A 14,347-nucleotide genomic window follows, 5' to 3' on the forward strand; every position below is an offset into this window, starting at 1 on the left:
GCTGGTCTTTGGTCAGGATAAAGCCATTGAGGCGTTAACCGAAGCCATCAAGATGAGCCGTGCAGGCCTCGGTCAGGATCACAAGCCTGTCGGTTCCTTCCTGTTCGCCGGTCCGACCGGGGTCGGTAAAACCGAGGTCACCGTGCAGCTGTCGAAGGCGCTCGGCATTGAGCTGCTGCGTTTCGATATGTCTGAATATATGGAACGTCACACCGTGAGTCGCCTGATTGGTGCGCCTCCGGGCTACGTGGGCTTTGACCAGGGCGGGCTGCTGACGGATGCGGTAATCAAACATCCTCATGCGGTACTGCTGCTCGATGAAATCGAGAAGGCGCACCCTGACGTCTTTAACCTGCTGTTGCAGGTGATGGACAACGGTACGCTGACCGATAACAACGGGCGCAAAGCGGACTTCCGCAACGTGGTGCTGGTGATGACCACCAACGCCGGTGTGCGTGAAACCGAGCGTAAATCCATTGGTCTGATCCACCAGGATAACAGCACCGATGCGATGGAGGAGATCAAAAAGATCTTCACGCCGGAATTCCGTAACCGTCTGGACAACATCATCTGGTTCGATCATCTGTCAACGGATGTGATCCATCAGGTTGTCGACAAGTTTATTGTCGAACTTCAGGTGCAGCTGGATCAGAAAGGCGTGTCGCTGGAAGTGAGCCAGGAGGCCCGCGACTGGCTGGCTGAAAAAGGCTACGACCGTGCGATGGGTGCCCGACCGATGGTGCGCGTGATTCAGGACAACCTGAAAAAACCGCTCGCCAACGAGTTGCTGTTCGGCACGCTGGTGGACGGCGGTCAGGTGACGGTGACACTCGACGCGAAGAAAAACGAGCTGACCTACGACTTCCAGGCGGCGCAGAAACGCAAGCCAGAAGCGGCGCACTAAGCGGTTCTTTTTGATGACGAAACCGGGCTCAGGCCCGGTTTTTTTATGGCTGTAAAAATGCGGTTCCAACCTGAGAACAGTCGTCAGTGAAAAACTGTGCCGGACGGTTTCCGGAAGTTCATTGTATTATTTCTGAATAAAACGACAGCAGAAAAGCGGGCTGTTAGCGGATTCAAATATTGAGAGTGACTCTTGCCGTATCCTTGTTAAAGACAAACGAAGAAGCGCCCCCGATAACCTTTCCTTTGCACTCATCAGCTATCTCTTCAGACCCTTTTATTTTTTGCTATTTTTAACTTATTGATTTTATGAAATATAAAAACCTATCTGAAAAAAGGGTCTTTAACCCAGAAATTGATTTTCTCTTTGTAGGACAATAGGATATGCCATGTGGTTTCCAGTTCACTGCCGTGCAGGCAGCTTAAAAATGGACGGGCAGTAATGTTGTGCTGTTATTGGGTGCATTGTCGCGCAGGTGGCCTAATACTTAATAAAGCAGGGTTTTGAATAAATAATAAGTTAACTGCCGTTAAGGCAGTCAATCCGTATTTAGTGATTAACCCGATCGTTTTTCGTTCCTGTTTTCGTATTTTTTAGGTGATCTTGCTGCTACTTTTTTTACATTCAGCACAAGGCATTAAGCGGATATGGCAAACTTTCAAATACGCGACAAGCACAATGCGACAGTCTCCTTTCCGGAGCTGTTCTTCGATCTGATTTATGTCTTTGCGGTGACGCAAATCTCCCATTATCTGCTGCATCATTTAACGCTTAATGGGGCGCTTCAGGCGCTGGAGTTATGGTTTGCAACCTGGCTGGTGTGGCAATACACCGCATGGGTCACGAACTGGTTTGAGCCGGATACGCGCAAATTCAGGCTCATGCTTTTCGCAATGATGCTGGTAGGTCTGTTTTACTCTGCAGCGCTGCCTGGTGCGTTTGCCGGACGTGGCCTTGTCTTTGCCCTGCTGTATGTGGTGATGCAGGTCGGACGGGCGTTTACGGTGATGAAGTTCGCCGAAGCCGGGCTGCCATTGACGAAGAATCTGCGGCGCATTTTCATCTGGCTCTGTATTTCTGCGCTGTTCTGGATGGGTGGCGGGCTGGCTGAAGGGAATATGCGGATGCTGTTGTGGGGGATCGCAATTCTCTGCGAATACGGCTCCCCGATGCTCGGTTTCTGGCTGCCCGTGCTTGGGCGCTCGGACAGCCTGACGGAGTGGAGCATCTCAGGGCATCATCTGGCCGAACGCTGCCAGCTGTTTGTCATCGTGGCGCTGGGGGAAATCATCGTGATGACGGGCTCTGCGTTGTACGATATTGAGCCGTGGTCTGCCCCGGTCATTATCAGCGCCCTGGTGGCATTTGCCTCCTGCCTGACGATGTGGTGGATTTACTTCGACGCCAGCAGCGGCAAAGCCAGCCATATTATCAGCCAGACGAACGATCCCGGAAAACTCGGGGCAAAGTTTCACTATATCCACGTCCTGCTGGTAGGTGCGCTGATTGTGACGGCAGTAGGGATTGAACTGACCATTGCCCATCCTGATGCGCGAATCGAAATGACGGCTGCGCTGGTTCTGTTCGGCGGACCTGTCGGTTATCTGGCGGCAAACGGGCTATTTCGCAAAACGCTTCATGGACGCTTTCCACGCTCTCACGCTATTGGATTGCTGCTGCTTATTCTTCTGCTGGCGGTCAGTGGGGTAACGGACAGGCTGATGATTAGCGGGTTAATTGCCGCTGTATTGATTGCGGTGGCGGTATGGGAAAGTTATTGCGTTTCGGAAGATGAGAAAATTGCGTAAATGAAAAAGGTCGGGGGAAACCCGACCTTTCTGCATTCAGCAACCTGAAAGGGGCTGACAGCGATTAGCGACTACGGAAGACAATGCGGCCTTTGCTCAGGTCGTACGGGGTCAGCTCAACAGTCACTTTGTCGCCCGTCAAAATGCGGATGTAGTTTTTACGCATTTTACCGGAGATATGCGCCGTTACCACGTGACCGTTTTCCAGTTCTACGCGGAACATAGTGTTTGGCAACGTTTCGAGAACGGTACCCTGCATTTCAATATTGTCTTCTTTGGCCATCTAGTCCTCGAGGGGTATCACTACCATAGTTTTGAACCGGCAAGATAATGCCGAAATTCAGCCATTAAGTAAAGATTTACCCGCCACCTTTCGGCCCGAAGCCGCTGGCGGGATAAAATAAGCTCGTTTTTGCGCATTGCCCGTCTGTCACAAACGAACACCGTGTGACGAGCGCAAACGTATAAGGGGGGATTCCTGAAACGATGGCGGGGCAACAGGCAGAAACGACTTCCGGCACAATTATATCACCCTGACAAAAAATGTGCCGAAAACATTTACACTGCGGGTGAAAAGAGCGTTCGGGGCACCCAGAAATGGCCTGGCAGTGGCTCCGCACGCAGTAGAGCCAGATATTCGAGATAATCGCGGCGAGGAATTTCAATGGCACCAAGCGATGCGGTGTGGCTGTTCAGCACCTGACAGTCCAGCAGCTTGCCGCCTGCGCCAGCAAAAGACTGTGTAAACACCAGCAGAGCACTTTTTGAAGCGTTATCCGCCCGACTAAACATCGACTCACCGCAAAAGAGCGCCCCCTGCGCCACGCCGTACATTCCACCCACCAGTTCATTGCCCAGCCACACCTCAATGGAATGTGCATGGCCGAGTTCATGCAGGCGGTGATAGGCCTGAACAATACTTTGCGTAATCCAGGTGCCTTCGTCACGATTGCTGGCACAGCCTGCAATCACCTGGCTAAAGGCATGGTTGAGCGTGATTCTGTAAGGGGATGCTTTATGGAAGCGCTTCATGCTGCGGCTGATGTGAAACCTGTCCGGCCACAGAACAGCCCGGGGATCGGGCGACCACCAAAGAATAGGGTCGCCTGGCGAAAACCAGGGAAAAATGCCGCGCTGATAGGCCATCAGCAGCCTTGCCGGGCTAAGGTCGCCCCCCAGCGCGAGCAAACCATTAGGCTCGCGCAGGGCACCTTCCGGCGACGGAAAGGTAATGGTATGACGTGACAACTGGACCAGCCGCATGCTTCACAACTCCACGCCTGTTAATAGAGAAAGAGTAGCTCACAGACGCTGTCTGAACTGGTAATAACGCCCTTGTTGGACCAGCAATTCTGCGTGATTACCTTGCTCAATAATCTGGCCGTTGTCCATCACAATTATTTGATTAAATCGGGCCAGGCCGCGCAGGCGGTGGGTTACCATCAGGACGGTTTTTTCGCGCATGACTTCCGCCAGCAAATCAAGGATTTGTGCTTCTGTGGTGGCGTCTAACCCTTCGGTAGGCTCATCGAGCAGCATCAGCGGAGCATCATGCAGTAAGGCGCGGGCAATAGCCAGACGGCGCAGCTCACCACCGGACAGTTGACGGCCGCCTTCGCCAAGCCAGCTGTTAAGGCCGCCATCCTCGAGCAGCTTCTCAAGGCCAGTACGCATGAGCACGTCTGCAAGCGCTTCATCTGTTGCCTGGGGCGCGGCCAGCAGGAGATTGTCCCGAAGCGTTGCGCTGAAAAGGTGTACGCGCTGCGGAACCATGCTCATGCTGCGGCGTAGCGTCATCTCATCGAAAGAAGGAAGCGGCTGCTGGTTCAGTAAAAGTTCGCCGTGCTGCGGATCCCATGCGCGGGTCAGCAGCTGCAGGAGCGTTGATTTTCCGCAACCGGTACGACCCAGAATAGCCACATGTTCGCCCGCGTTAACCTGGAGCGTCACGTGTTCCAGGGCTGGCTGCGACTGTTGCGGGTAAGTAAAGCTGATGTCGCAGAGCGTCAGGCTGATGCGGTCCGGAGAGGTCGAAACGGCAGAAGGGAAGGTCACTTCTGGCTGCTGGCTTGTCAGATCGGTAATACGCGAGGCGGAGGCCATCACTTTCCCAAGATGCTGGAACGCGGTGGTTACCGGCGCGAGAGCTTCAAAGGCGGCCAGGGCGCAGAAGACAAACAGCGCAATAAGTGGGCCAGGCTGCATGTTATCACCTACGCCGCCCGCTGCCATCCACAGCATTACAATCACCGCCGTCGCGCCGATAAGCAGCATCAGCGCCTGCGAGAGGGCGGTCAGTTCTGACTGGCGGCGCTGGGCGTCATGCCAGTTCATTTCTGTCTGCTCCATCTGCTCGCGGTAGCGCGTACTGGCGCCAAAAATGGTCAATTCGGCCTGTCCGTGCAGCCAGGATGTTAGCTGCTGACGATATTCTCCACGCAGCCGGGTCAGATTTTCCCCGGTTGGCTTCCCGGTGCGATAAAACAGCGGAGGGAGTGCAACGAGCGTCAGCAGCATAATGCCGCCGAGCGTGAGCGCTAAAGTCGCATCGAGGAAGCTGAGGCCAAACGTCACCACCAGAATCACGACCAGGGCGCTGATCAACGGCGAAATCACCCGCAGGTAGAGGTGGTCGAGCGTGTCGACATCCGCAACTACGCGATTCAGTAGTTCACCCTGGCGAAAACGTGCAAGCCCGCCAGGTGAGAGCGGCAGAAGCTTGCTGAAGGTAAACACGCGTAGGTGCTGCAGCACGCGAAACGTTGCGTCGTGGCTGACGAGGCGCTCGAAATAGCGTCCTGCGGTGCGGATGATGGCGGCGCCACGGACGCCCGCAGCGGGCAGCATATAGTTGAAGCTGTAGGCTCCTGCAAACCCCACGGCCGCGGAGGCCGAAAGAAACCAGCCAGAAAGCGTGATCAGGCCAATACTGGCAAGCAGCGTCACAATGGCCAGGATAATGCCCAGAGATAGCAGCCACTTATGCCGTTTGTACAACGCCAGATAGGGGGCTAAAACGCGCATTTAAATCTCCTCCTGGCGATGAGCGAGCAGGCTGGCGAAATGCCCCTTCGCTTCAGCAAGTTCGTGGTATGCACCCTGTTCCACAATCTGGCCCTGATGCATCACCCAGACGGCATCCCAGTCGGCAAGATTTTCCAACTGATGGGTGACCATGACGGTTGTCTGATTGGTCGACGCTTCGGTTAATGCCTGCATAACGCGTTGTTCGCTGTGCGCATCAAGGCTTGCCGCGGGCTCGTCGAGCAGCAATAACCGGCACGGAGAGAGCAGGGCGCGGGCCACTGCCACACGTTGTGCCTGACCAACGGACAGCCGCGCGGCCTGATCGCCCACTGGCGTATCAAGCCCTTGCGGAAGCTGTCCGATAAATTCGTTTACCCAGGCTCGCGCCAGCGCGTGGTGAAGCGACTGTTCATTGGCCTGGGGATCTGCCAGCAGCACGTTTTCGCGCAGCGTCAGCGCGGGAAGCTGTGGGTTTTGCCCTACCCAGCTTAGCAACTGCCGCCAGGCGTCGGGATCCAGCTCTTTTAGCTCGGTACCGTTGACGGTCAGAGAACCCTCGTACGGCAGAAAACCGGCCAGCGTATTCAGCAGTGAGCTTTTTCCGGAACCGCTCTGACCGACTAACACAATGCGCTCTCCTGCTGCCATTCGGAAATTAAGCGGTCCGGCAAGCGTTTTGCCTTCCGGTGATAAAATCACCAGCTCGCGCGCTTCAAGGCTCACGTTCTGGTTCGTCTCCGGTACAACGCTTCCACGCTGTGGCTGGGCCAGCGGCGCTTCCAGGAAGGTTTTCAGACTATCTGCTGCGCCTACGGCCTGCGCTTTAGCGTGATAAAAAGTGCCGAGGTCGCGCAGCGGCTGGAAAAACTCGGGAGCCAGAATCAGGGCCAGAAAGCCCGCCAGTAGCGTGACAGGCGTGCCGTAGCTGCCAAAATGAAGTTCGCCAAGATAGGAGAAACCAAAGTATACGGCGACAACGGCGATCGAAAGTGACGTGAAAAATTCCAGCACGCCGGAAGAAAGGAAGGCGAGGCGCAGAACTTCCATTGTACGCTGACGGAAGTTTTCAGAAGCCTGACGAATGTTGTCCGTTTCTGCTTCTCCACGGCCAAAAAGACGCAGCGTATCCATTCCTCGCAGGCGATCGAGGAAGTGGCCGCTCAGTCGAGCCAGCGCAAGGAAGTTGCGGCGGTTAGCGTCTGCGGCACCCATGCCAACCAGCGCCATGAACAGTGGTATCAGCGGTGCGGTGCACAACAAAATGAGGGCGGCAGCCCAGTTCATCGGAAAAATCGCCAGCACGATCAGCAGCGGAACAGACGCAGCCAGCGCCATCTGCGGCAAATAGCGTGCGTAGTAATCATGCATATCCTCAATTTGTTCGAGGATCAATGTCGCCCAACTGCCAGCGGGTTTACCCTGAATCCACGCAGGCCCTGCCTGTTGAAGCCTGTCGAGCACCATTTTACGGATCTCCAGACGAATGTGCTGCCCGGCATGAAACCCGACGCGCTCACGTAGCCAGACAACCCATGCACGTAGCACGAACACCATAATCAACAGGATGAAGGGGAACAGCAGCGCCTCACGGGGAATATTCTCCATAATCATATGGTGCAGAATACGGGCCATAAACCAGGCCTGGGCGACGATCAGCACTCCGCTCGCCACGCCAAGCAGACGCGAAAGCATCAGCCAGCGGCGGGAAAGGACGCTTTGCTGTTTTAACCAGCGGGTAAGCTCTTGTTGACGGGTTTTATTCATTGGCGTGCTTAGCAGGTGTCTTATAGGAAATTATCAGGCGCGCCAATGTTACAACGAGGATAAAAGAAAGGCGACTTATCGTCGCCTTATTTACCTTTGTTACTGACTTGTAAAGATTATTTGGCCTGATCGGCCAGACCGTCGAGATAACGCTCAGCGTCCAGGGCTGCCATACAGCCCGTGCCCGCGGAGGTGATCGCCTGGCGGTAAATATGGTCCATGACGTCGCCTGCGGCAAAGACGCCAGGGATGCTGGTCTGGGTTGCATTGCCGTGGATACCGGACTGCACCTTGATGTAGCCGTTTTCCAGTTCCAGCTGACCGTCGAAGATGCCGGTGTTTGGGCTGTGGCCGATAGCCACAAACAGGCCCGCCACGTCCAGAGACTCAATATTGTCGTTGTTCAGCGTGTCACGCAGACGCAGGCCGCTGACGCCCATCTGATCGCCGGTCACTTCTTCGAGCGTGCGGTGGGTATGCAGAACGATGTTGCCATTTTCCACTTTATCCATCAGGCGCTTAATAAGGATTTTTTCTGCGCGGAAGGTATCGCGGCGGTGAATCAGGTGGACTTCAGAGGCAATATTCGCCAGATAGAGTGCTTCTTCAACGGCCGTATTCCCGCCACCGATGACCGCGACCTTCTGGTTGCGATAGAAGAAACCATCACAGGTGGCGCATGCGGAAACGCCGCGGCCTTTAAAGGCTTCCTCTGAAGGCAGACCGAGATAACGGGCAGATGCGCCAGTAGCGATAATCAGCGCATCACAGGTGTATTCGCCGCTGTCGCCGATTAAACGGAAAGGACGGTTCTGCAAATCGACTTTATTGATGTGGTCGAACAGAATTTCAGTTTCAAACTTCGTCGCGTGTTCATGCATGCGTTCCATCAGCAGCGGGCCGGTCAGATCGTTCGGGTCGCCTGGCCAGTTTTCCACTTCGGTAGTGGTGGTCAGCTGACCGCCTTTTTCCATGCCGGTGATCAGCACCGGGTGCAGGTTAGCGCGTGCCGCATAGACCGCGGCGGTATAGCCCGCAGGTCCAGAACCAAGAATAAGCAGTTTACTGTGTTTGGCCGTGCCCATGAGATCCCCATAAATGTTGGCAGACAATGGGCGGGATTGTAGGGAATTTGCGGAACTAATAAAAGAGTGCAGAAATTTTGTTAACGATATGTGTAATAGATTCGGTCAATCGATTGATGATTTTATCAGCGTCAGTGATAACAAATTCTACTGCTATCGGGATGATTATAAGGAGATAACATGAGGATCAAGCCGGAGCGATAATGAATATCTGGCATGTTGTACTAAAAATCGATGTTTTGCTTTGACAATCCCCTGTGCTTTTGCGAAAACAATGAAATGAGAAAAAACAGCGTTTGCCGTGTGGTGAATTTTCATGCACGCAAATGCCATGTTTAACCGGGTCAGCATTATCGACGCATGGCGTGGACAGACGCCATACGAGATAACGGTGGCTGCCGACAGGCAACGGCTTCTCAATACGTACCCTTGGGTTATGCGTGCATCTGGTAACAGATTTTCCACGCAGGCGATGGGCACAGGCTCTGAACAGTGAAGTGCACAGGGTCCAGACGGGAGTAGGGAAGGAATACAGAGAGACAATAATAATGGTAGATAGCAAGAAGCGCCCAGGCAAAGATCTCGACCGCATCGATCGTAACATTTTGAACGAATTGCAAAAGGATGGGCGAATTTCCAACGTCGAGCTTTCTAAACGAGTGGGACTTTCTCCGACACCTTGCCTTGAGCGCGTACGTCGGCTGGAAAGACAAGGGTTTATTCAGGGCTATACCGCGCTGCTGAACCCACATTATCTGGATGCATCGCTGCTGGTCTTTGTTGAGATAACTCTGAATCGTGGCGCGCCGGATGTGTTTGAACAATTTAACTCCGCTGTGCAAAAACTTGAAGAAATTCAAGAGTGTCACTTGGTTTCCGGTGATTTCGACTACCTGTTGAAAACCCGCGTGCCGGACATGTCAGCGTACCGCAAGTTGTTAGGTGAAACCCTGCTGCGCCTGCCAGGCGTGAATGACACGCGTACTTACGTGGTCATGGAAGAAGTGAAGCAGAGTAATCGTCTGGTTATTAAGACGCGCTAACACGGAACAGGTGCAAAATCAGCGTAAGTTGATTACACTCCTGTTAATCCATACAGCAACAGTGCCGGGGAGACCCGGCGCTGTTGTCCGTTTTAGCATCAAGGACCTGGAGAGCCTTTCTTGAGCCAGGAATACACTGAAGAAAAAGAAGTCACCATTAACAGATTAAGCAGCGGGCGCCGTCTTCTGGAAGCGCTTCTGATTCTCTGTTCCCTTTTTGCCATCTGGCTGATGGCCGCATTACTCAGCTTTAATCCCTCCGATCCCAGCTGGTCTCAGACCGCCTGGCATGAGCCGATCCATAATCTTGGTGGTGTGCCAGGGGCGTGGCTCGCGGATACGCTGTTTTTCATTTTCGGCGTAATGGCCTATACGTTGCCGGTAATCATCATTGGCGGCTGCTGGTTTGCTTACCGCCATCGGGCGACGGATGAATACGTCGACTACTTCGCTGTCGCGCTGAGGTTGATTGGTGTCCTCGCCATTATCCTGACCTCCTGTGGGCTTGCGGCGATCAATGCCGATGATATCTGGTATTTCGCTTCCGGCGGCGTCATTGGCAGCTTACTCAGCACTGCGCTGCAACCGATGCTGCACAGCAGCGGCGGAACGCTGGCGCTGCTGTGTATCTGGGCGGCGGGTCTGACGCTGTTTACCGGCTGGTCCTGGGTCAGCATTGCTGAGAAAATTGGCAACTGGATCCTGAACATCCTTACCTTCGCCAGTAATCGCACGCGCCGGGATGATACCTGGGTGGACGACGAAGAGTACGAAGACGAAGAAGACGATCATGCAGAGGCCCCGCGTAATGAGGGGCGTCGTGCCCGAATTCTGCGCGGAGCCCTGGCGCGCCGTCAGCGTATTGCCGACAAATTCAGCAATCCGATGGGCCGCAAAACGGATGAGGCGCTGTTTTCCGGTAAGCGGATGGATGAGTCTGAAGAAGATATTCAGTACAGCGCACGCGGCCAGGCGGCCGACGCCGATGATGTTTTATTCTCCGGCAGCAGCGCGCTTCATCAGCCAAACGCTGATGATGTGCTGTTCTCCGGGAACAGCGCAGCACGTCCGCAGGCGTGGGATGAACAAGATCCATTAATGAACGGACATGCTGTTAACGAGCCTTTAGCTGCCGTTGCGGCAGCAACCGCCACGACTCAAGCCTGGGCAGAACCTGCCGCACCAGCAATGACTGCGCCGGTAGTATCGGCCGCTGAAATGGTCCCTCCTCAAGTTGAGTGGCAGCCCGTGCCAGCGCCGCATATGCCTGAACCGGTGATTGCGCCTTCTCCGGACAACTGGCCGCCGCAGGCACCGGTTGCCAAACCAGAGTATGTGCAGCCTGAAGCATTCCGCCAGCAGCCCACTATTGAGGAACTGTGGCCGGAGCCAGAGCAGGCGTATGTCCCGCCGGAATCAGCGTGGCAGCCTGAGCCGCAGTATTCACCGGAAACGCAATACAACGCCCAACCGCAGTATCAGCCTGTGCCAGAGCCAATGGCGCAGCCAGCGGCAGAAATGCCACCTGTTCAGAATGTGGAACCGGAAGCGGAAATCAAGCCTCAGCGTCCACCGCTTTACTATTTTGAAGAAGTGGAAGAGAAGCGCGCGCGCGAACGCGAGCAGCTTGCCGCGTGGTATCAGCCAACGCCGGAACCCGCGACGGTCATGCCAACTATGCCCGCATCGTCCATTCCAGCACCTTCCGCACCTGCGGCTGATCCTCTGGCCGCCGTTGCGCCAGTAGCGGCAAGCGTTCATCAGGCTACCGGGGCGGCAACCACTATCGCCGCCGCCGCTTCAGCGACTCAGCTGTTCAGCCCGGCGGATTCTCCTCGCGTGCAGGTGAAAGAGGGCATTGGCCCACAGCTGCCGCGTCCGAACCGTGTACGGGTGCCGACGCGCCGTGAGTTGGCCTCCGCTTCGTTTGGCATTAAGTTGCCTTCTCAGCGTATGGCCGAAGAACGTGCTCGTGAACAGGAACGCCAGCAGCACTATTCCGATGAGCCGATGGGCGATGAAGAAGCGGATGAGCTGCACCAGGATGAACTGGCGCGCCAGTTTGCTGCAACCCAGCAGCAACGCTATGGCGAGCAGTACGACGACAACAGCTATGATGAGTCGCCGGAAGATGAAGACTCTGTGGCAGAGGCGGAACTGGCGCGCCAGTTTGCTGCAACTCAGCAGCAGCGTTATGCCGGTGAACAGCCGCAGGGCGCGAATCCCTTCTCCCCTGCGGATTACGATTTTTCACCTATGAAGGCGCTGGTTGATGATACGCCGAAAGCGCCGCTGTTTACGCCGGGGGTAATGCCGGAACAGGCTCCGCAGAGCTATCAGCCTCAGCAACAACAGGCGCACCAGCCACAGCAGCCTCAGGCTTATCAGCAGCCAGCTCCGCAACCTGAGCCGCAGCCGCAGGAAAGCCTGATTCACCCGCTGCTGATGCGCAACGGCGATGATCGGCCGCTGCAAAAACCGACCACGCCGCTGCCGTCACTGGATCTTCTGACCCAGCCGCCGAGCGAAGTTGAGCCGGTTGATACGTTTGCCCTTGAGCAAACTGCGCGTCTGGTTGAGACCCGTCTGGCTGACTTCCGCATCAAAGCGGACGTGGTGAACTATTCACCTGGCCCGGTCATCACCCGTTTCGAACTGAATCTGGCACCCGGTGTGAAAGCGGCGCGTATTTCTAACCTGTCACGCGATTTGGCCCGTTCATTGTCGACCGTAGCGGTGCGCGTTGTGGAAGTTATTCCTGGCAAACCGTATGTAGGCCTGGAGTTGCCGAACAAGAAACGACAGACCGTCTACCTGCGTGAAGTGCTCGACTGCGCCAAGTTCCGTGAAAGTCCGTCGCCGTTGACCGTGGTGCTGGGCAAAGATATTGCTGGCGATCCGGTGATTGCCGACCTTGCGAAAATGCCTCACCTGCTGGTTGCCGGTACCACTGGTTCCGGGAAATCGGTGGGTGTGAACGCCATGATCCTCAGCATGCTGTACAAGGCGACGCCGGATGACGTTCGCTTCATCATGATTGACCCGAAAATGCTGGAGCTGTCGGTCTATGAAGGCATTCCGCACCTGTTGACGGAAGTGGTCACGGACATGAAGGATGCCGCCAACGCGCTGCGCTGGAGCGTCAATGAAATGGAGCGTCGCTATAAGCTGATGTCAGCCCTTGGCGTACGTAACCTGGCCGGATACAACGAAAAAATCGCGCAGGCTGCACAGATGGGCCGCCCGATTCCGGATCCGTACTGGAAGCCAGGCGACAGCATGGCAACAGAACATCCGACGCTTGAAAAACTGCCGTACATTGTGGTGCTGGTGGATGAATTTGCCGACCTGATGATGACCGTGGGCAAAAAAGTGGAAGAGCTGATTGCTCGTCTGGCGCAGAAAGCACGTGCGGCGGGGATCCACCTTGTGCTGGCGACCCAGCGTCCATCAGTGGATGTCATCACCGGCTTGATCAAGGCGAACATCCCGACCCGCATCGCGTTTACCGTATCCAGCAAAATTGACTCCCGTACCATTCTCGATCAGGGCGGCGCGGAATCCCTGCTGGGTATGGGCGATATGCTTTATGCCGGACCAAACTCCAGCGCGGCGCCAACCCGTGTTCACGGCGCGTTCGTTCGCGATCAGGAAGTACACGCAGTGGTTCAGGACTGGAAAGCGCGCGGTCGTCCGCAGTACGTAGACGGTATTACCTCTGACAGCGAAAGCGAAGGCGGAGCAGCGGGCCTGGATAACGGTGAAGAGCTGGATCCGTTATTCGACCAGGCGGTCAATTTCGTAACGGAAAAACGCAAAGCCTCCATCTCGGGCGTTCAGCGTCAGTTCCGCATTGGTTATAACCGCGCGGCGCGTATCATCGAACAGATGGAAGCTCAGGGGATCGTCAGCGAAGCGGGTCATAACGGCAACCGTGAAGTGCTTGCCCCGCCGCCATTCGATTGATTGTTCGTTTGAAAAGTTGCGTAAATAGCCAAAATTTAAGTATTTTCTCCTGTCCACACCGCAGGTGCTGAGCCTACAGTGTGGACAAAGAGACTCCCGCGTCGGGAGTGACGCATTTAAGGAATGAAGATGAAAAAATTTGCCATCACCTGTGCCTTACTGACCAGCGTCGTAGCAAGTCAGGTTTGGGCTGATGCCGCAGGCGATTTGAAAAGCCGTCTGGATAAGGTCAGCAGCTTCCATGCGAGCTTCACGCAGAAAGTGACCGACGGCAGCGGGAATGCAGTTCAGGACGGGCAGGGCGATTTGTCGGTTAAGCGTCCAAACTTGTTTAACTGGCACATGACGCAGCCGGACGAAAGCATTCTGGTGTCCGATGGGAAAACGCTCTGGTTCTACAATCCGTTTGTTGAGCAGGCTACTGCTACCTGGCTGAAAGATGCGACCAGCAACACGCCGTTTATGCTGATTGCCCGCAACCAGTCCAGCGACTGGCAGCAGTACAACATTAAGCAGAGCGGTGACGACTTCGTTCTGACGCCAAAAGGCAGCAACGGAAACCTGAAAGAGTTCACCATTAACGTCAGCCGTGACGGCACCATCCATCAATTCAGCGCCATCGAACAGGACGATCAGCGTAGCAGCTACCAGCTGAAGTCCCAGCAGAACGGCGCGGTGGATGCGTCTAAATTCACCTTTACGCCACCGAAAGGCGTTACGGTAGACGATCAGCGTAAATAAGAGGCGTGC

General features: G+C 55.2%; 10 protein-coding genes. 5 read left to right on the forward strand and 5 right to left on the reverse strand.

All coding sequences use genetic code 11. The features are described 5' to 3' along the window. Together RTU33_RS14595 and RTU33_RS14600 are read left to right on the forward strand one after the other, a co-directional pair. On the forward strand, positions 1 to 904 hold a 904-nt coding region (locus RTU33_RS14595; RefSeq protein WP_312628289.1), incomplete at its 5' end, for an AAA family ATPase. Between the two features lie 647 nt (positions 905 to 1,551). After that, entirely contained in the window at positions 1,552 to 2,712 is a 1,161-nt protein-coding gene (locus RTU33_RS14600; protein ID WP_312628290.1) for a low temperature requirement protein A, read from the forward strand. Positions 2,713 to 2,776: 64 nt separating this feature from the next. Here RTU33_RS14600 and infA read toward each other — a convergent pair whose 3' ends face one another. From infA to trxB, 5 genes are all read right to left on the reverse strand, one after another. Further along, the gene (gene infA / locus RTU33_RS14605) at positions 2,777 to 2,995 is read right to left on the reverse strand and encodes a translation initiation factor IF-1 (protein WP_001040187.1); all 219 of its coding nucleotides are present in this window, start codon (positions 2,993 to 2,995) and stop codon (positions 2,777 to 2,779) included. A 275-nt stretch (positions 2,996 to 3,270) separates the two neighbouring features. Next, positions 3,271 to 3,975: a leucyl/phenylalanyl-tRNA--protein transferase gene (gene aat, locus RTU33_RS14610; protein ID WP_312628291.1), complete on the reverse strand. Its 705-nt coding sequence runs from the start codon at positions 3,973 to 3,975 to the stop codon at positions 3,271 to 3,273. Between the two features lie 39 nt (positions 3,976 to 4,014). Beyond that, entirely contained in the window at positions 4,015 to 5,736 is a 1,722-nt protein-coding gene (gene cydC, locus RTU33_RS14615) for a heme ABC transporter ATP-binding protein/permease CydC (protein WP_312628292.1), read from the reverse strand. Next, on the reverse strand, positions 5,737 to 7,503 hold the full coding sequence (gene cydD / locus RTU33_RS14620; protein ID WP_312628293.1) for a heme ABC transporter permease/ATP-binding protein CydD: 1,767 nt from the start codon (positions 7,501 to 7,503) through the stop codon (positions 5,737 to 5,739). Positions 7,504 to 7,619: 116 nt separating this feature from the next. Continuing rightward, positions 7,620 to 8,588, reverse strand: a complete 969-nt coding sequence (trxB, locus tag RTU33_RS14625; RefSeq protein ID WP_312628295.1) for a thioredoxin-disulfide reductase — start codon at positions 8,586 to 8,588, stop codon at positions 7,620 to 7,622. Between the two features lie 548 nt (positions 8,589 to 9,136). Between trxB and lrp the strand changes: the two genes are divergently transcribed. The 3 genes from lrp to lolA all read left to right on the forward strand — a co-directional run bounded on the left by lrp (position 9,137) and on the right by lolA (position 14,338). Beyond that, entirely contained in the window at positions 9,137 to 9,631 is a 495-nt protein-coding gene (gene lrp, locus RTU33_RS14630) for a leucine-responsive transcriptional regulator Lrp (protein ID WP_002439523.1), read from the forward strand. Between the two features lie 120 nt (positions 9,632 to 9,751). After that, on the forward strand, positions 9,752 to 13,597 hold the full coding sequence (locus tag RTU33_RS14635; protein WP_312628298.1) for a DNA translocase FtsK 4TM domain-containing protein: 3,846 nt from the start codon (positions 9,752 to 9,754) through the stop codon (positions 13,595 to 13,597). Between the two features lie 129 nt (positions 13,598 to 13,726). Then, positions 13,727 to 14,338: an outer membrane lipoprotein chaperone LolA gene (lolA, locus tag RTU33_RS14640; RefSeq protein WP_312628299.1), complete on the forward strand. Its 612-nt coding sequence runs from the start codon at positions 13,727 to 13,729 to the stop codon at positions 14,336 to 14,338. The last annotated feature ends 9 nt before the right edge of the window (positions 14,339 to 14,347 follow it).

Origin of the sequence: Scandinavium sp., from assembly GCF_032012665.1 — a bacterium.
In the GTDB taxonomy this organism is placed as follows: Bacteria; Pseudomonadota; Gammaproteobacteria; order Enterobacterales; family Enterobacteriaceae; genus Scandinavium.

Bases quoted from the DNA above. Each gene is read 5' to 3' on its own strand.
- cydC (WP_312628292.1), bottom strand. From the start codon at position 5,736: ATGCGCGTTTTAGCCCCCTATCTGGCGTTGTACAAACGGCATAAGTGG.
- lrp (WP_002439523.1), top strand. From the start codon at position 9,137: ATGGTAGATAGCAAGAAGCGCCCAGGCAAAGATCTCGACCGCATCGAT.
- aat (WP_312628291.1), bottom strand. From the start codon at position 3,975: ATGCGGCTGGTCCAGTTGTCACGTCATACCATTACCTTTCCGTCGCCG.
- trxB (WP_312628295.1), bottom strand. From the start codon at position 8,588: ATGGGCACGGCCAAACACAGTAAACTGCTTATTCTTGGTTCTGGACCT.
- infA (WP_001040187.1), bottom strand. From the start codon at position 2,995: ATGGCCAAAGAAGACAATATTGAAATGCAGGGTACCGTTCTCGAAACG.
- RTU33_RS14600 (WP_312628290.1), top strand. From the start codon at position 1,552: ATGGCAAACTTTCAAATACGCGACAAGCACAATGCGACAGTCTCCTTT.
- cydD (WP_312628293.1), bottom strand. From the start codon at position 7,503: ATGAATAAAACCCGTCAACAAGAGCTTACCCGCTGGTTAAAACAGCAA.
- lolA (WP_312628299.1), top strand. From the start codon at position 13,727: ATGAAAAAATTTGCCATCACCTGTGCCTTACTGACCAGCGTCGTAGCA.